The sequence below is a fragment of the Acinetobacter sp. TW_SC_4 genome, assembly GCF_054861205.1.
On sequence record NZ_CM142174.1, the window covers coordinates 1559010 to 1579271 of the forward strand.

A 20262-nucleotide genomic window follows, 5' to 3' on the forward strand; every position below is an offset into this window, starting at 1 on the left:
ATGAGAAAATCCACATTATCTTATTGTCATTTTTTTCATTTATATTCAAGCAAATTTTAATTGTCCAACCGAATGGTAAGTACGATTAAAATACACTAGGCTCTGATCCTGTTCGCTCCGTTGAATCGCAACCACTCGGCACATCAAGATACTGTGTATCCCTACTTGTTAGATATTCTCGATTTCACAGTCAAAACTCACTAATGCATCGTCTAATACAGGTGAACCTGTTTTTAGCGGTGTCCAAGAACCTAATTGAAATCTTCGTTCAGAACTGAATTTGCTGGATGCGAATGCATTGGAAATCTGTTCGTGCTGTGGACCTAAGACGTTCACTGACAAAATTTTGTTCTCAATAAAATGCACATGTGATCGAGACGACTGATTCATACAGACCAGCAATGTCGGTGGCGTATCGGTCACGCTGCATACCGCAGATGCCGTAAAACAAAGATGAGATAAATTCACTATAGCCGAATTATTTGTATGAATACTTACTTAGAATTAAATAGGACAAAATACAGTTTCTCATTCAAACATTAATGTAGATCGACTTTTGTAAAAATAAGCTATCAAGTTAATTTTAAAGGCAGAAGTTATTGATATATTTTTACAGTTGGCTCTTAGCAATAGTACCTAGTTTGCATCTTTTATTTTAACAATACACAACTTCTGCGTATAAGAAGAACCGACATCGATATAGTGGCAATTATCAATTTGGATATGTTTTTTTACAATCGTATGACCCAGATAGATCTCATCGATATTTTTAACGGTTCCATAGCGATAAGAATGATTGCGAATTCTCCCTCTACCCCAAAGTGCATTGGTATATGCTGAAGTTAAGCCTGGAATTCTACTTTCACCTTTTGCAATTTTCTTTTTAAATACATTCCAGTCATTTAGCGCAATATCTGCGTGCAAAATGCCAATCTTTTTATGTTTTAGGTTTAGTTCAATGGCCAAAGGAAGTGCCGAAAAAATTTCACTGAGTTCATCCTGTTTTTCGGTAGATAAAAGATAGAACCACTCACCGCCATTCTGTGCATGTATATCTTGAATCCATGCATCGTCACGGCCCTTAATACACATTTCCTCATGATTACCGCGAACGCAATAAAACCAGGGTTGACTAACCAATGAAACACATTCTAGATTTTCATTACCACGATCGACCAGATCTCCGGTACAAATCAGTAGATCTTTCTCAAAATTAAAATGAACTTTCTCCAGTTCTTGCATGAGCAAGCTGTAACAACCATGCAGATCCCCGACCACATATAAGGCAGAGAAATTAGATCCATCAATTACCTTAGTTAAAGTGTTCATAAATATCTTCTATAACCTGGAACCCTAGCTGCCAAACCTGAAGCAAAAGATGATTTTTAAATCATATCTTTTAATTTTAATGCTGTTTATAACTGGAAAGTAGTTATTTATACACTACTATTGACTGATTTTTATCTTCAAAAACCTTTGTAAAATATAAGAATATTCACACAATGTTAACTTTTGTATAAATATATTATTTTTTGTAAGTTTTGACTTACATAGTTTGGAGCAAATACTCTATATCCTGATTCCTCAATTTTTGACATTATGTTTCACATAAAGAGTCAGCAAGGAAAGCTGATAATAATCGCATTACAACGATAATAAAGTCGAAAGACAGCGAACTTACTGGGATGGTAAGTGATAAAAGTAGAGACTACAGCCGCTAAGCCTTATAGTTTTGGGAGAGACTATAAGGCTTTTATTTTATTAGTATCTAATTATTTATTGATTCGGTGATACTCGCCAAATCACGTTCCCTACATCATCAGCAACTAATATTGCACCTTGGGCATCTGTAGCCACACCCACAGGTCGGCCAAATGCATCTCCATTTTTGCTTAAAAATCCGGTCAGAATATCTTGAGGCTGCCCAGAAGACTGACCATTTTGAAATTGCACAAAAATAACTTTATAACCGCTATGAGGTTTCCTGTTCCAAGAACCATGCTGGCCAATAAGGGCTCCATCACGATATTGAGGCATTAAATTGGCTTTATAAAATGTTAGTCCCAAAGAGGCAGTATGATTCCCCAATGCATAATCTGGCTTAATTGCCTGTGCGACCAGTTCAGGCTTTTGTGGTTTTACTCGTGTATCTACATGCTGGCCATAATAACTATAAGGCCAGCCATAAAAAGCACCATCTTTTACCGAAGTCATATAATCAGGAACCAGATCATTACCCAGCTCATCGCGCTCATTCACTACAGTCCATAAGGCTCCACTCTGAGGCTGCCAGTCCATGCCATTGGGATTACGCAGGCCTGTAGCAAACGGCCGGGCTTGACCTGTAGAAAGGTCCAATTCCATGATCAGGGCGCGTCCTTCTTCCTGAGCTATGCCATTTTCAGCCACATTACTATTGGAGCCTACCGTAATGTAGAGCTTCGTGCCTGCAGGATTGGCAATAACATTTTTCGTCCAGTGATGATTTAAAGGGCCTGCAGGCAAGTCTAATACATTAGTTCCTTTTTCTTTAATCTGGGTCATACCTGGCTGATAAGAGAATCGCACTAAAGCATCTGTATTTGCGACATAAAGCATATTATCCACTAAGGTCATTCCAAACGGCGAGTTTAAATTTTGCAGAAATACCGTTTTCTGGTCAGCAATGCCGTCTTGATTACTGTCACGCAGCAGGCTAATACGGTTGGCGCTTGGATAGGATGATCCTGCTCTTCTCATTACCATTTTCATGATTTTACCTTTAATCCCTTTACTGTCTTCAGGCTTAGGTGGAGCATCAGTTTCAGCTACGAGTACATCTCCATTCGGCAATACATATAACCAGCGCGGGTGTTGAAGGCCTTGTGCGAATGCTTGCACTTTTAAACCTGGTGCTGGCGTTGGCATGACACCTTCAGGCCAACCTTTTGCAGGGGCAATGTTGACGACCGGAAACAGTCTTGATTTTGGTTCAGGTAAAGACGGCTGGGAGCCATAACTATCTGTTGCAGGTGTTTTGGATGAAACTGTACAGCCGGTAAATGCCAATATGATTACGGTACTTAAGGCTGATAGGAGAAATTGAGCCGCCATGGTAGTTCCTTGCTTTTTGTTTTTATCTCTCCCATTTTAAAAGGTGGTTGAAATCGTAATGATATAGTTCTTGTAGTTTCTGGTTGTGGATTGATTGCCATAAATATACTAGTGACGCAAGCTGTCCAAAGCATAGAACACGGTCTAATTTTTTACTTATATTCACTCCAACCTTTAAATAAATGGCCATGCAATACTTAATAAAAGTAAAAGTCCTAATACAGCACAACTGATTTGCCAGAAACGTAAAGGATCACGTTCAATAATGGTGGGGGCCTTGAATTTTAATAATTCCTTGGATGGGTGTTCCAGATCATGGATCAATTCAGTCAATGCCTCATAACGATACATTGGCTCGATACTCAGAGCCTTTTTTAGAATCTGGTCTAACCAAAGTGGTAAATCTGGCCGATATTTTTGAATGGAATGATATTGAACTTTCTTCAGCTGCTTCAGCGTATTACAACGAGCCAAATCTGTACCATAAGGAAGCTGTTTAGTCAGTAAATAATAAGCCATTGCCGCCAAAGAAAATTGATCAGACTGCACGGATGGTGAATGTTCAATGAAATATTCAGGTGCCATAAATGCCAAGGTACCAAGTGGCCGATTCACATGTTTAGGATTAATTTCGACTAAACCTCGTACAGCAGTTGAACCATAATCAATCAGTTTGACTTTAAGTGTATTATCAACGTTTAAGACCATGATATTTTCAGGACGTACATCTTGATGCAACATTTCCAGTCGGTGCATTGCATTTAAGGCCAATGCTGTTTGCTGCAAAATAGGGAGAATATCTTCCATCTGCAAAGGCTTTTTCTGTTGATGCAGCCAGCGATCTAAGGTTTCTCCCTGCAAATATTCATAACTCTGGAATAAATATTTTTTCTCTGATTGATGCGTATAACATTGCAGCAGATTTTCGTGCTTAAGACGCTTTGAAACCCAGTCTTCAAGTTGAAACTGTTCAACAGCCTGTTCATCTTGTTGTAAATCTACTGCCAGAGTTTTAATCACTAGCGGTTGCCGATCATGATCGTGTGCCAAATACAGGCAACTGCGGTGATTTTGGTGCAGGATTTTGTCAATGGCATAGCCTTCAAATGCTTCACCTTTGCTGAGCTGGGGTGGAAAAACATAATCCTGGTGCATATAAAACTGATCTGGTTCAGGCAACTGCTCAATACGGAGCACTTGAAGACTTAAATTATCATCACTGCCCTGTTTTAAAGCCTGTTCAACCAGGAATTTGGCAAGTTGATTTAAGTGATCTGCTGCTAAGGTGAAATCTAATAATTGTTGGTCTGTAACAAACTCATAAATCCCATCAGTCATGAGTAGAAAGACATCTTTTTCTTTTAGTTCAAGGCTTTGATAATCAATTTCAATACGATAATCCACGCCTAAGGCACGACTGAGATAATGTTCTGTCGAAGACAGACAGACGCGATGATCATGGGTTAATAATTCAATTTCACCATCTCGGATTCGATAAATACGACTATCACCGACGTGAAAAATATGCGCCTGATGCTGCTTTAAAATAAGTGTGGATAAGGTACAGACATATCCCCGATCTTTATCGAAACGTCCCTGACTTTGTTGAGTTTGTGCATATAACCATGAATTAGTGGCACGAATCACCCGTGCTGCTGAAGTCTGAGTGCTCCAGGCATCCGAAGTCGAATAATAATCAGAGAGAAAACTGCTAACGGCTGTTTCTGCGGCAATGTGACTGACATTGCTACTACCGATCCCGTCGGCAATCGCACAAGCTATACCTTTTTGCTTCAGTACATGACCTTCTGGTAAAAAGATGCCATAAAAATCCTGATTCTGATCTTTAATACCAGCCGTAGAATATTGTCCAATAGCGACTTTTAATGTTTTTTTCATATTGAAAACTCAAAAAAGGGATCATATTGATCCCTTTAAAAATGATTCATTATTAGAATTCTTTTTTCGCGCCAGTACGTACATGTGTGGTGTAAAGTGCCAGACCTGTTAAGGCTAAACCACCGACCAGATTACCTAAAGCAACCGGTAATTCATTCCACAGGAAATAATCTGCAATCGAGAAGTCACCACCCATCATCATGGCAAATGGGAACAGGAACATGTTTACCACTGAATGTTCAAAGCCCATGGCAAAGAACAGCATCACTGGCATCCACATTGCGATGAACTTGCCACTCACCGTAGTTGACATCATTGCGCCAATCACACCTAAAGACACCATCCAGTTACACAGCATGCCGCGAATAAAAATAGTCATCCAACCTGAGAAACCATAAGCCGCATAACCCAAGGTCCGGTCTTCACCGATATGAGAAATTTTTTCACCAACTGGATTCGGATCAGTTGCAAAGCCCATGGTATAAACCGCAGCCATCAGGACTGCAACGACTAAACACCCAGTAAAGTTACCTAAAAATACCAGCCCCCAGTTTTTTAAAATGCGTGCCCAGGTAACGCCAGGACGTTTATCCAGCCATGCCAGCGGTGTCAATACAAATACCCCAGTCAGCAAGTCATAGCCCAATAAATACAACATGCAGAAGCCAACAGGAAACAGTAATGCGCCAATCAGTGGCACACCAGTTTGCACTGCAATCGTAATTGCAAATACGGCTGCCAAGGCCAAAATTGCACCTGCCATAAAGGCACGAATCAGAACATCACGGGTTGCCATATGAAGCTTGGATTCACCCGCATCTACTACTTTTTTTGCAAACTCCGCAGGAGCAAGATATGCCATGTTGTCGTCCTCTTTTTCAATATACGGACCTGTTTTTCGAAAAAAAGACGCCTAAGATCACTGAAGACCTTAGGCGCCGTTGCCTTGAATATTAGAACAGGTAATGGTGAATGGCGTCGTTGCCATGTATATCGAAACAGAAGCAAAAGCTGTGCCACAAAAAATTAATAATCGCTTAAATATTCATTTTCTATTTAGCATGAACTCTAGAATGCTGTTGGCATGATATCTGCATTATCCGTTCTGCATACATTCATTTGAGAATAATTTGGAGAGGATTATGATTACCCATCGTCAACAAGTAACTGACATGATCATTTCAGCGAAAGTTTTAAAGTCAATTAAGTGGTCAGATGTTGCCAAAGAGATTGGTCTTTCTAAAGAATGGGTAACCGCTGCATGTTTAGGTCAGATGGCGTTTAATAAAGAGCAAGCAGAAAAGATTGGTCAGATTTTTGGCTTAAGTGATGAAGCCATTGCATGGCTACAGATCGTGCCATATAAAGGTTCCCTGCCAACCAGCGTACCGACTGATCCTTTAATTTACCGTTGGTATGAAGTGGTGAATGTATATGGTTCTACCATTAAAGAACTGATTCATGAAGAATTCGGTGACGGTATTATGAGCGCGATTGATTTTAGTATGGATATTCAACGCGAAGAAAATCCGAATGGCGACCGCGTCAATGTCGTATTGTCTGGCAAGTTCTTGCCTTATAAAACTTATTGATCAATATCATTTATAAAAAGCCATCAATGTGATGGCTTTTTTTTATTTCATTTTTCTTTTTATATTTGAGCATTAATCGCATTCTATACATGAAAAATATTTAGCAAATACTTTATAAATTTAAAATTAATATGAAATCAATAATTTAAATATTATTTTACTGAAATGAATCGTTTTTATTTTAAGCAAAATCTTAATCCCTTCTTTTAATCTGCTTTAACTGCAAAGTATTCCTCTATCAATGAGTATTTTTTAATTTAAATTTCCTATTGTATTTAGATTGATTTAAAAATATCTAATCAATAACATTAGCGATAATTATTATCATTTACATTCATTAAAATGTTTTATACCAATCATCCAACTTTCAAGCTATCTTTGCTCAGTTTTGCCATTTTGCTGACCCAGCAAAGTTTTGCAGAAAATAGTCAGCAGCTTCCTACCATCACGATAGTCACTGATGCAGCACAAACAACAGAAAGCTCTGAACAGACTAAAAGCTATATTATTCAAAATTCTGCAACAGCTTCTAAACTAAATATTCCTCTTAAGGAAACGCCACAAACAGTGAATGTAGTGACGCGTCAACAATTAGATGACTTTGCACTGGATAATACCCGTGATGTACTCCGTAACTCACCGGGGATCACTGTAAGTAACCAGGAGACCGAACGAACTTCCTATCTATCACGTGGTTTTGAAATCTCAAACGTATTGGTAGACGGCGTTGGGATTCCGCTTGAAGGCTATAACTACAATAATGACAATCCAGACAGCTTTTTATTTGACCGTATTGAGATCGTTAAAGGTGCAAATGCCTTAAATAATGGTATTGGCGATCCGGGCGCTACCATTAATATGATTCGAAAACGCCCTACTCAGGAGCTTCAAGCCGCGTTTAATACCAGTTATGGTTCATGGAATACCCAACGTTATGAAGCAGATGTTTCCTCTCCCCTGACACAGGATGGAAAAATCAGAGGCCGAGTATTTGGCTATCAGCAGACAGGTGATAGTTATCTGGATCACTATGAACTCGAAAAAAATGGCATTGGTGCAGTTGTTGAGGCTGACCTGACTGATTCGACCTTAATAACTGCTGGTTATACCGAAACGAATCATAATCCAAATGGTGTCAATTGGGGTTCCAATCCTTTAATCAATACTGAAGGTGAACAGTTAAGCTATTCAAGAAATTATAATTACAGTCCGGACTGGGCCTACTGGGACAGTAATATTAAAAACTATTTTGCCGAGATCGAACAACAACTTGGTGCTGATTGGAAAGCTAAACTGAGTTATGAGGAAAAACGGACTGACCGGGATTCAAAACTTTTATTCCTGTCCGGTAAACCTGGTGCTGACGGTACTTCAGGTATTTTCTTATATCCAGGCATGTATATTGATGACAATAAAGAACAACAAGCCAGCCTGATTTTTAGCGGCACCTATCCGCTTTGGGGACAACGCCATGAAGCCTCATTGGGCTATGTCTGGGCCAAAAATCGTCTGGATGAATTGGGTTATGCTGGCAGCTTTGTCAATCCGCTGACCACAGATTTAGCCAGCTTTACACCCGAAGAACCAAGCTGGGATCTATCGAAAACCAGTGGTGAAATGCATATCCGGCAGAAGAACCAGAGCCTTTATGCTGCGACCCGACTGCATCTGAATGATGATCTGAAACTGCTTTTAGGTGTGAACTACGTTCAGGCTGAAAGCAGTGGCAGTAGTTATGGAAAAGATACTGTTTATGATGAAGCTAAAGTTTTACCCTATGCCGGTCTGACCTATAATTTTAGCCCTGAATATACAGGCTATCTGAGTTATACCTCGATTTTCCGTCCGCAAACCACCAAAGCAGATGATGGCAGCATTAACAAACCGATCGAAGGTGAAAGCTATGAAGTTGGAGTCAAAGGTTCTTGGCTAGATGACAAGCTTACCGCCAGCATGGCTGTGTTCAGAACCGAGCAAAGTAATTATCCGCTTCGTGATTCTGATGGTATCCCGACTTTACGCACAACTCAGGTCAGTGACCTGCGTTCCCAAGGCTACGAGTTTGGCTTGGCGGGACAACTGACCGACCATTTTAACTTAAGCTTTGGTTATACCCAGTTTAGCCTGAAAGATCTGATCAATGGCGGTGATGCGCGTACCTTCAATCCAACCCAGTCTTTTAATCTTTTAACCACCTATCAGGTGCCACAACTTCCAAAACTGAAACTGGGCCTTGGTGTGCAATGGCAGGATAAAACTTATCTAGAAGTTCCTGAAGCTGCTACAGAGGGTGTTGTTACCCAACAAGCAGGCATTATCAAACAGGATGCATATGCGCTTGTGAATCTGATGGCCAGTTATGAACTCAATGATCACATTACTTTGCAGGCCAACGGGAATAATCTCACCAATGAAAAATACTTATTTAATTTCCCGAATCAGCAAGGCTTCTATGGTGCACCGGCAAATTACAGTGTGGCCGTAAAATTCAAATATTAATTTTTCGCTTGAGCTTTGAAAGAATATTCGGAGCTCATTTTCTTATATGTAAACAATCATCAGGTAGAATTCATGAAAAAAATCATTACTTTGACAATTGGACTGTCAATGGCCCTTTCTACTCAGGCCCATATGCTTTGGCTAGAACGTGCTTCAGATGCAAAAACACATGCATTCTTTGGTGAATATAGTGAACAGCTCAAAGAGACTCAAGAAGGTGCCTTAAAGGCATTCAGCCAAGCAAAAGCGATTCAGACTAAAAAACAATTTAGTCCCCAACTACACCAGGATCATCTGGTCTACTCTACAAAGGATCAAGCAGATGTAGAGCTCCATCATGAACTGATCTATGGGGAATCCTTACTCAGCTATCATGCCAAATCCGGCAGACAAAACTTGAAAGCAGAGTCCGAACTGGATATTGTCCCAACCCAGATCAACAGCAATACATTTACGGTACTGTATCAGGGTAAACCCGCTGCGGATGTCAAAGTGACTGTCTATTCCCCACAGCACTGGCTTAAAAACTATACGACCAACAAGCATGGCCAAATTAATATTGCTACGCCATGGAAGGGTCAATATGTACTAGAGGTGAGTCAAGAAGTAGACAAGACAGGAAAATTAAATCAGCAAGTGTATAAGAAACAGTACCTGGTCACTACTTTAAGCTTCGTGCATTAAGTTACCTCAATATTTATTTATACAGATTCATATAAAGGCCTTTCCATGATTTCTACCCTTCAGCCACTTGCTATCCTGTATCGATTAGGCATGAGCTTTGGTATTGGTTATTTATGTAGTTATCTGATTGCTCTCGATCTGGCCTATTTTTTACAGGCGAGTCTACCCAAAGCTGAATCGGTTTATCTGGCTGCCTTTATTGCCCTGATTTTTTATGTCTGTTTTGTGATTGGAATCTTCTGTATCCAAAGTCTTAAAACACTTTCAGTCTATAGCCTGATTCCTCTCATTGTTTTATTTGTCATTTCCCGCTTCATAGGTTAAACCATGCATAAATCTGTCCGTCAATCTATGGCATGGCTACATTCATGGCTAGGTTTAAGTTTTGGCTGGCTCCTCTTCGCGATCTTTTTAACAGGTGCGGTTACCTATTATCGCCATGAAATTACAATGTGGATGCAGCCACAATTTGTCATGATGCAGGTGAACCAGGAAACAGCTTTAAAAACTGCTTATAGCTATTTACAGCAACATGCACCTGATGCACAGAACTGGTATATCGGGGTAGCAAATCATGATTTACCGGTTAATAAAATTTATTGGCAAACTGCAGAGGGTGCTTATCAACTTAAAACCTTGGATGCTATGACAGGTAAGGAATTAACGCTTTCGGCTACACAGGGCGGAGATTTTTTCTATAACTTTCATTTTCAGCTATATGGCGTACCTTATACCATTGGCCGTCTGATTGTCACCATTGCTGCATTCATCATGTTGATGACCCTGATTTCCGGAATCATTACCCATAAAAAAATTCTGACCGACTTCTTTACTCTGAGAGCTTTTAAAGGACAACGTTCCTATCTGGATTTTCATAATGTCAGTTCCGTCATTGCGCTACCGTTCTTTTTAACTATGACTTTTACTGGACTGGCTATTTTCTTTTATATTGTTTTGCCTTCTGGCATGAAGCAGCTATATCCAGAAAATCCATTTCAATATTTTGAAGAAATCCGAACCAAAAATGTGCTTGCTCCCTCTGCTGTGCCCATTAAAACGGAGATGTTACCGATTCAACATTTTATCACTACGGCGCAGCAGCACTGGGGAAAATCAGAATTTGACAATATTACCGTGAAGCAGCCGAATACCCAGCTGGCAAAGATTACCTTAACCGAATTGAAAGATCATTCTATTACCCGCAATCAGGCACAACTCGTATTAAATGCGACGACAGGCAAATTGCTTGAAAACACTCGTAATGACAGTGCAATTGCTACCCTGAATGCCGGAGTATATGGTTTGCACATGGCACGTTTTGCTGAACCTGTTTTACGTGTAGCCCTATTTTTCTCAGGCATATTAGGCTGTGCCATGATCGCTTCCGGATTATTGCTCTGGAGCCTGAAACGGCAGATGCAGAAAAAATCGGATCGTTTTCACTTTGGATATTATCTGGTGAATCGTCTGAATATCACCATGATAATTGGTTTACCTATTGCCATGCTGGCTTATCTTTATGCAAACCGTTTAGTTCACATTCCTGGAGGCACAACAAATTATGAAATCTATATCTTCTTTGGTATTTGGCTGAGTAGTTTTATCTTGGCCTGTTTAACGCCACAACTGCATTTATGGAAAACGCAGCTTAAAATTCTCATCTGTGCCGCTTTTATGCTTCCATTCATCGACCTATATTATTTATGGTCTCAGCATTATCTGGATTCTTTTGCAAACTATTGGCTGTTTTTGCGTATCGATCTGATGCTCTGGATCTTGGCACTTCTCGCTTACTTCCTACATCAGAAAATTACACCTATCCAGCAAAAAGCTGTTCATAAAATTCAGGCCAAGCTTAAAACTGCACAGCAGGAGTCTTCTTCATGATATGGATGGCAATAGTAGGGCTGATCTGGATGGCCTGTTTTGGTTTTTATGCAGTGAGTGAAAAACAGATTTTAAAAACCAGACAATCTCGATATTCTTTTCTTGTGAGTTATCCGGTCATCGTTAAATTGATCTCAGGCAGTCTTTTACTATTGGTATTGTCCCTTTTACGAACTCAATTCAGTAGTAGTATTAGCTTTATAGCACTTTGGGTTTTTATAAGTCCAATCGTATTTATATTTATTCTGAAGATGAATAATTTAAAACAAAGAAAAATTTAAAAGTTTATAAAGGCCTTAAGAATAAGATATAACTGAGTATATGAGGCGAGAAAATGATTTTTCCGCCTCATAAATATTAGCTTATATACATATCTGTTTAGAACATCATTCTTAAACCGATTCCATAACGCCAGCCCTGTTCAGAATCAGATGCGTCCTGCCATGAGGTGTGCTCATTACCCTTGGAATATTCATAAGCAATATCAAGATAAGGCATGATCTTTTTATTGATTTCATAACGAGTTTCCAGACCGAATGCCGCATGACTTATTCCAGTCTTTTTGGCATTGGCTGCTTTATCCTTCAGAATGAGGTCAACTTCAAAATAAGGCTGCAAAATCAGTTTTTGTGTGAGTAGCAGATCACGTTCTGTTTCCAATTCAAGCCCGATAAAATCATCTTCACCAAGATACAGATGTGTATTGGTTTCAAAGAAATACGGCGCCAGTCCATGGAATCCAAACACTGCATCTACATGTTCACTATCTTGCCCAGCATTAGGCTGCCTCAAACTTTCCTGACGATAGCGAAGACCCGCCTGAGCATCCCAGAAATCTGAAATATTCCGGCTATACAGAGCTTGGACTGCATATTCTGTTGTTCTGGATTCTTGTTTGTCAGCTTTGAGTTTAATGAACAGTTTATTTTCATCCGTGCCAATCCGAAGCTCATTCTCAGACTGTAAACCTCCCTCACCTTCTGAATTTTTGATCCATGTATTGTCCAGTTTGACCCACGCATAAATTTGCCCTCCATGTTCCTTGCGATGATCATGCTCATTGGAATAGGTTGAAGCTGAATCTGGAATTAAATTTTCAGCAACTTCCGGTGCTACTGAAGTTAAATAATGCTCTGACGATTGGAGTGATTGTTGATGATGCATCGAATGATCAGCATGCTGTTGAGAACTTTCTTCAGCAAAAACAGCAATATTTCCCAACGCCAATACACTAGCCAAAACAGGTTTCAAACAAAGATTAATGGTGCGCATGAGCATCTCCTTGTTTTTCTGCTGGTTTTGGCATGTGATGATTGGAATGATCTTCTCGCACAGTATCCCGAGTCGAAACGCCATTTTCCTGAACATTTGCTACAATCAGTTTATTCATCATGCCGGCAGTCATGTGATACAGCAGATGACAATGAATCGCCCATTCACCTAGTTCATTTGCAGTCAGCAAAGTCGTAACGGTTTTTCCAGGTGGGACAATCACTGTATGTTTATTCGGCATATCTATTGCAGACTGGCCATTTTCGAGCTGCATGAACATGCCATGTAAATGCATTGGATGCGCCATCATACTGTCATTGATAAATTTCAGCCTGATCCGTTCCCCAAATTTCACTTTGAGCGGCTCTGCTTCATTAAATTTTTTGCCGTTCATGGTCCAGATATACCGTTCCATGGTGCCGCCTAAACGAATCACCAATTCGCTTTCTGCTTCGCGAATATCTTTTTGCGGGGTCAAAGATTTTAGATCGCTATATTGCAAAGCTTTATGCCCTACCGGTGTAGAGGCATTAGCCCAGCCGTAAACTGGTTGCTGCGTAGAAGTTTTGGCGTCTTTTTCATGTTGCATATGCCCGGTCATATTTGAGTGATTCACATGATCTATAGCGGATGAAGTATCTGAATGCTCGGCATGATTATCTTCCCCTTGCTCGATCACTTTGGCTGATGCATGCTGCTCATGCCCCATCATCGAATGTTTAGTAGCTGTTTTGACATTTATGTCATGACTAGCATGATTCTGATGATTCATCTGCTCGTGTTCTTCACCCTGCATGTTGCCATGTCCCATATCTTCCATAGTCAATAAGGCACGAGGACGGGATATAGGTTTGTGTATGGCATGATGAACTGGCTTTAACTCATTCTGTAAGCTGCCAATCGCAAAACCAGAACGGTCAATCGATTCAGCTTCAATCTGATAGTGTTCCGCAGCGGGCTCCACAATCACATCATAGGTTTCTGCGGCACCAATGCGGAATTCATCGACAACTACAGGTTTGACAGGCTGCCCGTCTGCACTGACCACTGTCATTTTTAACTGTGGAATACGCACATCGAAAAATGACATGGCAGAGGCATTGATAAAACGCAGTCGCACTTTTTCATTCGGTTTAAACTGTGCCATCCAGTTCTGTTCAGGCGTTTTTCCATTCACCAAAAAGGTATAGCCGGTTACATCAGACAGATCGGTTTTCAGCATGCGCATCTGATTCCACATTTTGCGATCATTCCAGGTGGCTTTAAGCCCTTCCCGTTTGATTTGCTGAAAAACATCGCCCAGAGTTTCACGCTGATTTTGATAATACTCGGCAGATTTTTTTAAATTATTCATGATCTGCTGGCCGGACTGCTCATGAAATTCTGAAAGCATGACCACATAATCACGCTCGGTATGCTCATGTGCAGGAACTTCCGCCTGGTTTTTGGGATAGATCACAAAGGCGCCATAAAGGCCGTCCTGTTCCTGACCCTTGGAATGGGCATGATACCAGTAGGTTCCACTCTGACGAATTTTAAAGCGATAGACAAATTCCTGATCAGGTGCAATGCCCTGAAACCCGTTAAAACCCGGGACACCATCCATCAGGCCGGGTAGCAATAAACCATGCCAATGAAGAGAACTTTCTTTATTTTTTAGCTTGTTTTTGACGCGAATAACAGCTTCATCACCTTCCTCAAATTCCAGTAAAGGTGCAGGAAATTTACCGTTAACTGTAATACGTTGTACCGTTTTACCAGTGATATTGACTGGACCTTCATCAATAACCAGCTGATATTCTTTTACAGCAGCAAATAATGAAGACGAGATCACTAAACTTAAGCCCAATAATAGGCTTTGACTAATTTTAATCGACATAACTTAATCCTTGATTTATTAAAATATAAATATCGAGGATTAAGCTTTAGGTGGGCGCAGTATTTCCTGCCAATACCCGGCAAGGTGCTTGGCTTGATAATTAGAAATAAAAGTAGTTTCTAAGGCATGAATCTCAGGGAGAGTTAACTTCGAAATTTCCATATCGATCCAGCTACTCAGGTTATGGCAAGAGCTATAAATACAATCCGGACAGTCATCTTTGTGCTCGTTTAAGTCGGAGTGGCAATCCATGTCCTGACTCATATCATGAGCAGAACTATGCATAGCTTGATGCTGGCTATGTAACTTCTCTATTTTTGCCATTTCCTGACAATGGGAACTCATCTGCTTGGCTGACGTTTCCAGATGCATCGTTTTTACTGAAGCAACAGACATGCCGCTCCAGCCTACGGCGAAGACCATAAGCATCACAAACCAGATCTGTTTAAAGAGCTGTCTGAGCACGATGCACCCTGAAAATATAAAAATGAGTTAACCCAAATAGCATAGGGTGGAATATTAAAATTCGCAAACTTTATAAGCGCTTAATTTAAAGATTAATATTTTGTTCCTGATAAATTGATCACTTCTTAAAATAATTTAGCGGCAGCTTCAAATAAGACATACCATTGTTTTCTGGCATTGGAAACTGTCCTCCATTCATATTGATCTGGATCGCAGGCAAAATCAGTCTAGGCATACTTAGACCCGCATCACGCTGCTCTCGCATCTGTACAAATTCAGATTTGCTAATCCCTTCACGGATATGAACGTTTTGCTGTTTTTGCTGCTGAATCGTCGTTTCACATTGATATTCATGACGTGACTCTGGCAAATAGTCATGACATAAAAATACCCGGGTACTTTCCGGGAGTTGAAATAGCTTGTGAACAGAATCATATAAAACCGAGGCACTGCCATTTGGAAAATCACAACGAGCCGTGCCATAGTCAGGCATAAACAGTGTATCCCCTACAAAGACGGCATCACCAATCACATAGCTTAAACAGGCAGGTGTATGGCCTGGCGTAGGAATATTATAAACTTTCAGTTCTCCAATCTTGAAATGCTCACCATCTTCAAACAGATAGTCAAAAGGCTGATGCGCATTGATCTGTTTCATGTCCAGATGATAAATCTCGGCAAAAGTTTCCTGCACCAGCGAAATTTTCTTACTGATTGCAATCTTGCCGCCTAATTGCTGTTTCAGATATGGAGCGGCTGTCAGATGATCAGCATGAACATGGGTTTCCAGAATCCATTCCACGGTCAAACCTTGTGATTTTACATAGGCAATCATCTGATCGGCATGCTCGGTCGATGTGGTGGCAGACGCAGCATCGTAATCCAGCACGCTATCAATAATGGCACATTGGGCAGTTTGAGGATCACTCACTACATAACTAAAAGTATTGGTATTTTTATCAAAAAATGCTTTGACGTGTGACTGCTGTGTCATATTTATACTCCTGCCCATTTACGGTGAATCCAGACCCCAAGCATCATAGATGCGATAAAATACAAGGCTTGATAATGTCCCAAACCAATCAGGGTAAAACTGGGTGCCGGACAAATGCCTGCAATTCCCCAACCGATACCAAATAATAAACTACCCGACAGCAGTTTAGGGTCAATCTTTTGATGCTTTGGTAAATCAATGGATTCATTAAATAAAGTGGTTGGATTTGGATTATGTTTAGCTTTCTGGAAAGGAATAAAAGCCACCAGAATAGCCCCCATCATGACAAAGGCAAGGCTGGCATCCCAATCCCCAAACAGATCCAGAAAATCCAGAACTTTTTCAGGATTAGACATGCCTGAGAGCATTAAGCCGACTGAAAACAGGCCACCAAATAGAAAAGCGAATAGATTTTTCATTTAGATAGCTCCAACCAGATGACGAACAACATAAACCGTGATAAATCCCGCCAGCATAAAAGACCCGGTCGCAACAAAGGAGCGATTTGACAGACGGCTAATCCCACAAATGCCATGCCCACTGGTACAACCTGAGCCTAAACGTGTACCAAAACCGACCAGCAAACCGGCAATGATCATCATCAATGGGCTGGCATTCAGCTCAATTTCTGGCTGAAACAAAACGCCGTAGATAAATGGAACTATAAATAGTCCTGCTAAAAACCAGACCGCAGGAGTTTTGAAAATCGTCTTTCGATTAAGTACTTGCCCAACCAAACCACTCACGCCCGCAATATGGCCATTGACATACAGATAGCCGACCACTGAAAGACCAAGCAGTAATCCACCGAGAAACGCTGCCAAAAAGTCATGCATGAGCATATCCCACTTACAATATATATTTTTATATTATATAATTAAAAATATTAATCAAGACAGTTTTTGAATATTGCGTGACTAATACAAATATAGGTTTTTATATGACAGCAGATGAATCTCAGACACGTATTGATTTTTCTCAGGCTCATGTAGTGAGCGAACGCTTAAAAGTGTTGTCGAATTCTGACCGTCTGAAAATTCTATGTGTACTGGTCGATAGTGAAATGAATGTACAACAGATTGAGCTACAAACTGATATTCACCAACCTACTCTCTCGCAACAACTTACCGTACTCCGAAAAGCCGAAATGGTCAGCACGCGTCGTGAAGGCAAACAGATTTTTTATCAGCTTTCCGACCCCAAATTACTCACCCTGATGCAAACCTTATATCAGCTTTATTGCAAGGCTTAAGTGATAAGAAAAATCTTCATTTATCTATAATTGAAGAATAAAACTTCTTAACTATTTAAAAGTTAAGTACTTTCAGGAATATCTGCTGGAGCTGTTTTGGTATCACTTTGAATCAGACCGTCAACTAACTTGATAGTGCGGTCACAACTAACAGACAAGCGCGGATCATGAGTCACCAGCAAAATGGCACAGCCCTGTTCCTTATTTATTTTACGAAACAGTTCAAAAACTTCAGACGCGGTCTGGGTATCCAGGTTCCCGGTTGGTTCATCGGCCAGTAACAAGGCAGGTTCTGTAATGAGGGCACGAGCAATTTCTTAAAAAGAAACCCGATATTTCATTCTAGAAGTCGACTTTAAATAACTCGAACATACAGTTTTAAAGTGTCAATTTAAGCTAAATGTATAAATGCTAAATCTTGCACAGGTTCTGTTATGAAATGTTGAGTCTAATTTAATCCCAACTAAAAGCTCCTAATATATTTTTTCATCAAGAGCAATCAAGGAAAAAATATGAATAACTATCCTGAAACTCCAGCTTCAACTGAAACCCAGACTCATCAACCGGGTGATCAGACTAAAATGGATCCTACTCCGGAAGTCATTAAAGATAATTATAAAGGTAGCGATAAATTAAGAGGCAAAGTAGCACTCATTACAGGTGGTGACAGCGGGATCGGTCGCTCTGTATCAGTATTGTTTGCTCGCGAAGGTGCCGATATTGCCATTTGCTATCTGGATGAAGACCGGGATGCGCTTGATACCAAAAAAATGGTTGAAGCAGAGGGACGTCGTTGCCTGTTGATTCAATGCGATTTACAGCATCCTGATGAAATCAAAAAAATGGTTGAGCAGACCCTTCAGGAATTTAAAACCATTAATATTCTGGTAAATAATGCAGGTGTACAGTATCCGCAGGACAGTATTACTGATATTTCTCCAGATCAGTTATTCAAGACCTTTAATGTCAATATCCTGTCTATGTTCCATCTGACTCAGGCGGTGCTTCCGCATATGCAGGCAGGTGACAGTATTATTAATACGACCAGTATCACCAGCTATCATGGGCATGACACGTTGATAGACTATTCGAGTACCAAAGGCGCGATTACTTCATTTACTCGCAGCTTATCTACCAATCTGGCGAAAAATAAAACCGGAATTCGTGTGAATGGTGTTGCACCAGGCCCAATCTGGACACCACTCATTCCAAGTAGCTTTGATGAAGAACAACTGGAAGATTTTGGTAAACAGACACCAATGGGACGTATGGGACAACCGAGTGAGGTCGCTCCTGCCTATTTATTTCTGGCCAGTGAAGAAGCCAGCTATATTTCAGGTCAGGTCATTCATGTAAATGGCGGCAGTATTATTAACGGCTAATCAAAGTTTGAAAGTAGATAGCGGTCTTTTAGGTCGTTATCTACTTTTTTATTAATTACTTGATATGTTTTAGATTCAGACACCTTTCAAAGGATAGAATTTGATGAATATCAATAAAATTCATCTTAAAGCTATAAAACAATTCAAACAAATCCTGACAGATGATTACCCGCGCCAAAATCATCCCTTGTTATAGTGATTTCAGACCCTACCTGATGAGGATAGTAAAATGTCTAGAGGTGATAAATCGGCTTATACCGAAAAGCAAAAACGGCAAGCTAAGCATATTGAAGACAGTGAAAAAGATCGTGGTCGTTCTGAAGACGAAGCAGAGCGTATTGCCTGGTCGACTGTGAATAAGCAAGACGGCGGTGGCAAGAAAAAGAAAAACTGAGCTATCCAAAGTTCAAGGAAAGTGATGCTATTGATTTAGCATCATTTCAACTATCCAGATTTTATTCTTTTTATTTTTAAACAATCGAAAAAATCTGATTGCGTTAGGAAGTCAGATTCGTTCCTTTGTTTCGTTATTTCATCAAGTCATTCAAGATAATTTTAAGGAAAAATATGAAAATTCTGATTGTATTAACCTCACATGATCAACTTGGCGAAACGGGAAAAAAAACCGGATTCTGGCTCGAAGAACTCGCCGCGCCTTACTACACTTTTATTGATGCAGGTGCAGACGTAACATTAGCCTCTCCTGCTGGTGGCCAGCCACCACTTGATCCAAAAAGTAATGAACCTGATGCACAAACCGAAACAACCAAACGTTTTGAAGCAGATGAAGTAGCCATGCAGGCACTTGCCAATACGCATAAATTAAGTGAAGTGCTAAATCAGGATTTTGATGCGGTCTTTTATCCGGGCGGTCATGGACCGTTATGGGACCTGGCCAAGGACCAGAATTCTATTTCCTTAATTGAACAGTCTCTACAGGCTAATAAACCTGTGGCACTTGTCTGTCATGCACCGGGTGTACTTCGCGATGTTAAAAATGCAGAAGGCCGACCTATTGTCGAAGGTAAATCAGTGACTGGCTTTAGTAATACCGAAGAAGATGGTGTTGGCCTGACTGATATTGTGCCATTTTTAGTTGAAGATACACTAAAAGAAAAAGGCGGACAGTATTCCAAGGCTGAGGACTGGCAGGTGCATGTACAGCAAGATGGCTTGTTAATTACCGGACAGAATCCGGCATCTTCTGCCGCAACGGCTGAGGCGCTGTTAAAGTTATTAAAATAAGATTTCATCCAGATATAAGTCATTGTAGGCCAGTTATTTATTTACTGGTTAAAAACCCTGATGTGATGTCACATCAGGGTTTTTATTAGTTTTATGCCGAAATTCTAATTCGCTACTGC

20 protein-coding genes and 2 pseudogenes are annotated in these 20262 nt (G+C 40.3%); 10 read left to right on the forward strand and 12 right to left on the reverse strand.

The features are described from left to right. Positions 1 to 45: 45 nt before the first annotated feature. The 5 genes and pseudogenes from ACWM1W_RS07495 to ACWM1W_RS07515 all read right to left on the reverse strand — a co-directional run. Positions 46 to 447, reverse strand: a pseudogene (locus ACWM1W_RS07495) (flavin reductase); the annotation flags it as partial. A gap of 189 nt (positions 448 to 636) precedes the next feature. Next, on the reverse strand, positions 637 to 1329 hold the full coding sequence (locus tag ACWM1W_RS07500; RefSeq protein WP_375725447.1) for a metallophosphoesterase: 693 nt from the start codon (positions 1327 to 1329) through the stop codon (positions 637 to 639). 447 nt (positions 1330 to 1776) lie between these two features. Next, on the reverse strand, positions 1777 to 3093 hold the full coding sequence (locus ACWM1W_RS07505) for a PQQ-dependent sugar dehydrogenase (protein WP_375725448.1): 1317 nt from the start codon (positions 3091 to 3093) through the stop codon (positions 1777 to 1779). A 174-nt stretch (positions 3094 to 3267) separates the two neighbouring features. Continuing rightward, entirely contained in the window at positions 3268 to 4992 is a 1725-nt protein-coding gene (locus ACWM1W_RS07510) for a protein kinase domain-containing protein (RefSeq protein WP_375725449.1), read from the reverse strand. Positions 4993 to 5044: 52 nt separating this feature from the next. Next, entirely contained in the window at positions 5045 to 5854 is an 810-nt protein-coding gene (locus ACWM1W_RS07515) for a formate/nitrite transporter family protein (protein ID WP_104426134.1), read from the reverse strand. A 280-nt stretch (positions 5855 to 6134) separates the two neighbouring features. On the opposite strand from ACWM1W_RS07515, the gene cynS reads away from it, so the two are divergent. The 6 genes from cynS to ACWM1W_RS07545 all read left to right on the forward strand — a co-directional run bounded on the left by cynS (position 6135) and on the right by ACWM1W_RS07545 (position 11935). Beyond that, entirely contained in the window at positions 6135 to 6584 is a 450-nt protein-coding gene (cynS, locus tag ACWM1W_RS07520; RefSeq protein WP_448765090.1) for a cyanase, read from the forward strand. A gap of 342 nt (positions 6585 to 6926) precedes the next feature. Continuing rightward, positions 6927 to 9083, forward strand: coding sequence for a TonB-dependent siderophore receptor (locus ACWM1W_RS07525; RefSeq protein ID WP_375725450.1), 2157 nt, complete (start codon positions 6927 to 6929; stop codon positions 9081 to 9083). A 72-nt stretch (positions 9084 to 9155) separates the two neighbouring features. Then, on the forward strand, positions 9156 to 9767 hold the full coding sequence (locus tag ACWM1W_RS07530) for a DUF4198 domain-containing protein (protein WP_208462302.1): 612 nt from the start codon (positions 9156 to 9158) through the stop codon (positions 9765 to 9767). Positions 9768 to 9812: 45 nt separating this feature from the next. Further along, positions 9813 to 10091, forward strand: a complete 279-nt coding sequence (locus tag ACWM1W_RS07535; protein WP_166138842.1) for a hypothetical protein — start codon at positions 9813 to 9815, stop codon at positions 10089 to 10091. Between the two features lie 3 nt (positions 10092 to 10094). After that, positions 10095 to 11654 carry a PepSY-associated TM helix domain-containing protein gene (locus ACWM1W_RS07540; RefSeq protein WP_375725451.1) on the forward strand — a complete coding sequence of 520 codons (1560 nt, stop codon included), beginning with the start codon at positions 10095 to 10097 and terminating at the stop codon, positions 11652 to 11654. Then, the gene (locus ACWM1W_RS07545; protein ID WP_375725452.1) at positions 11651 to 11935 is read left to right on the forward strand and encodes a hypothetical protein; all 285 of its coding nucleotides are present in this window, start codon (positions 11651 to 11653) and stop codon (positions 11933 to 11935) included. Before ACWM1W_RS07540 ends, ACWM1W_RS07545 begins: the two co-directional genes overlap by 4 nt. Positions 11936 to 12032: 97 nt before the next feature. Here the strand turns inward: ACWM1W_RS07545 and ACWM1W_RS07550 are convergent, their stop codons facing one another. The 6 genes from ACWM1W_RS07550 to ACWM1W_RS07575 all read right to left on the reverse strand — a co-directional run bounded on the left by ACWM1W_RS07550 (position 12033) and on the right by ACWM1W_RS07575 (position 17100). Beyond that, a complete protein-coding gene (locus ACWM1W_RS07550; RefSeq protein ID WP_375725453.1) occupies positions 12033 to 12926 on the reverse strand; it encodes a copper resistance protein B in 894 nt (297 codons plus the stop codon). Continuing rightward, positions 12913 to 14805, reverse strand: coding sequence for a copper resistance system multicopper oxidase (locus ACWM1W_RS07555; RefSeq protein ID WP_375725454.1), 1893 nt, complete (start codon positions 14803 to 14805; stop codon positions 12913 to 12915). The genes ACWM1W_RS07550 and ACWM1W_RS07555 overlap by 14 nt, the downstream gene beginning before the upstream one ends. A 39-nt stretch (positions 14806 to 14844) precedes the next feature. Continuing rightward, positions 14845 to 15270 (reverse strand): hypothetical protein, encoded by a 426-nt coding sequence (locus tag ACWM1W_RS07560; RefSeq protein ID WP_375725455.1) that lies wholly within the window; start codon positions 15268 to 15270, stop codon positions 14845 to 14847. Between the two features lie 118 nt (positions 15271 to 15388). Beyond that, on the reverse strand, positions 15389 to 16264 hold the full coding sequence (locus ACWM1W_RS07565) for an MBL fold metallo-hydrolase (protein WP_375725456.1): 876 nt from the start codon (positions 16262 to 16264) through the stop codon (positions 15389 to 15391). 2 nt (positions 16265 to 16266) lie between these two features. After that, positions 16267 to 16683 carry a DUF6691 family protein gene (locus tag ACWM1W_RS07570; protein ID WP_313582749.1) on the reverse strand — a complete coding sequence of 139 codons (417 nt, stop codon included), beginning with the start codon at positions 16681 to 16683 and terminating at the stop codon, positions 16267 to 16269. After that, the gene (locus ACWM1W_RS07575) at positions 16684 to 17100 is read right to left on the reverse strand and encodes a YeeE/YedE family protein (RefSeq protein WP_375725457.1); all 417 of its coding nucleotides are present in this window, start codon (positions 17098 to 17100) and stop codon (positions 16684 to 16686) included. Positions 17101 to 17204: 104 nt separating this feature from the next. On the opposite strand from ACWM1W_RS07575, the gene ACWM1W_RS07580 reads away from it, so the two are divergent. Continuing rightward, the gene (locus ACWM1W_RS07580; protein WP_005235664.1) at positions 17205 to 17516 is read left to right on the forward strand and encodes an ArsR/SmtB family transcription factor; all 312 of its coding nucleotides are present in this window, start codon (positions 17205 to 17207) and stop codon (positions 17514 to 17516) included. A gap of 62 nt (positions 17517 to 17578) precedes the next feature. Here the strand turns inward: ACWM1W_RS07580 and ACWM1W_RS07585 are convergent. Continuing rightward, a pseudogene (locus tag ACWM1W_RS07585) lies at positions 17579 to 17830 on the reverse strand (ABC transporter ATP-binding protein); the annotation flags it as partial. 198 nt (positions 17831 to 18028) lie between these two features. Between ACWM1W_RS07585 and ACWM1W_RS07590 the strand changes: the two are divergent. From ACWM1W_RS07590 to ACWM1W_RS07600, 3 genes are all read left to right on the forward strand, one after another. Beyond that, on the forward strand, positions 18029 to 18898 hold the full coding sequence (locus ACWM1W_RS07590; protein ID WP_375725458.1) for an SDR family oxidoreductase: 870 nt from the start codon (positions 18029 to 18031) through the stop codon (positions 18896 to 18898). A gap of 229 nt (positions 18899 to 19127) precedes the next feature. Further along, positions 19128 to 19292 carry a hypothetical protein gene (locus ACWM1W_RS07595; protein WP_005235678.1) on the forward strand — a complete coding sequence of 55 codons (165 nt, stop codon included), beginning with the start codon at positions 19128 to 19130 and terminating at the stop codon, positions 19290 to 19292. A gap of 173 nt (positions 19293 to 19465) precedes the next feature. Further along, positions 19466 to 20143, forward strand: coding sequence for a type 1 glutamine amidotransferase domain-containing protein (locus ACWM1W_RS07600; RefSeq protein WP_034170877.1), 678 nt, complete (start codon positions 19466 to 19468; stop codon positions 20141 to 20143). Positions 20144 to 20262: the final 119 nt, after the last annotated feature.

Coding starts and splice junctions, on each gene's coding strand:
- ACWM1W_RS07500 (WP_375725447.1), bottom strand. CDS start 1,329: ATGAACACTTTAACTAAGGTAATTGATGGATCTAATTTCTCTGCCTTA.
- ACWM1W_RS07505 (WP_375725448.1), bottom strand. CDS start 3,093: ATGGCGGCTCAATTTCTCCTATCAGCCTTAAGTACCGTAATCATATTG.
- ACWM1W_RS07510 (WP_375725449.1), bottom strand. CDS start 4,992: ATGAAAAAAACATTAAAAGTCGCTATTGGACAATATTCTACGGCTGGT.
- ACWM1W_RS07515 (WP_104426134.1), bottom strand. CDS start 5,854: ATGGCATATCTTGCTCCTGCGGAGTTTGCAAAAAAAGTAGTAGATGCG.
- cynS (WP_448765090.1), top strand. CDS start 6,135: ATGATTACCCATCGTCAACAAGTAACTGACATGATCATTTCAGCGAAA.
- ACWM1W_RS07525 (WP_375725450.1), top strand. CDS start 6,927: ATGTTTTATACCAATCATCCAACTTTCAAGCTATCTTTGCTCAGTTTT.
- ACWM1W_RS07530 (WP_208462302.1), top strand. CDS start 9,156: ATGAAAAAAATCATTACTTTGACAATTGGACTGTCAATGGCCCTTTCT.
- ACWM1W_RS07535 (WP_166138842.1), top strand. CDS start 9,813: ATGATTTCTACCCTTCAGCCACTTGCTATCCTGTATCGATTAGGCATG.
- ACWM1W_RS07540 (WP_375725451.1), top strand. CDS start 10,095: ATGCATAAATCTGTCCGTCAATCTATGGCATGGCTACATTCATGGCTA.
- ACWM1W_RS07545 (WP_375725452.1), top strand. CDS start 11,651: ATGATATGGATGGCAATAGTAGGGCTGATCTGGATGGCCTGTTTTGGT.
- ACWM1W_RS07550 (WP_375725453.1), bottom strand. CDS start 12,926: ATGCGCACCATTAATCTTTGTTTGAAACCTGTTTTGGCTAGTGTATTG.
- ACWM1W_RS07555 (WP_375725454.1), bottom strand. CDS start 14,805: ATGTCGATTAAAATTAGTCAAAGCCTATTATTGGGCTTAAGTTTAGTG.
- ACWM1W_RS07565 (WP_375725456.1), bottom strand. CDS start 16,264: ATGACACAGCAGTCACACGTCAAAGCATTTTTTGATAAAAATACCAAT.
- ACWM1W_RS07570 (WP_313582749.1), bottom strand. CDS start 16,683: ATGAAAAATCTATTCGCTTTTCTATTTGGTGGCCTGTTTTCAGTCGGC.
- ACWM1W_RS07575 (WP_375725457.1), bottom strand. CDS start 17,100: ATGCATGACTTTTTGGCAGCGTTTCTCGGTGGATTACTGCTTGGTCTT.
- ACWM1W_RS07580 (WP_005235664.1), top strand. CDS start 17,205: ATGACAGCAGATGAATCTCAGACACGTATTGATTTTTCTCAGGCTCAT.
- ACWM1W_RS07590 (WP_375725458.1), top strand. CDS start 18,029: ATGAATAACTATCCTGAAACTCCAGCTTCAACTGAAACCCAGACTCAT.
- ACWM1W_RS07595 (WP_005235678.1), top strand. CDS start 19,128: ATGTCTAGAGGTGATAAATCGGCTTATACCGAAAAGCAAAAACGGCAA.
- ACWM1W_RS07600 (WP_034170877.1), top strand. CDS start 19,466: ATGAAAATTCTGATTGTATTAACCTCACATGATCAACTTGGCGAAACG.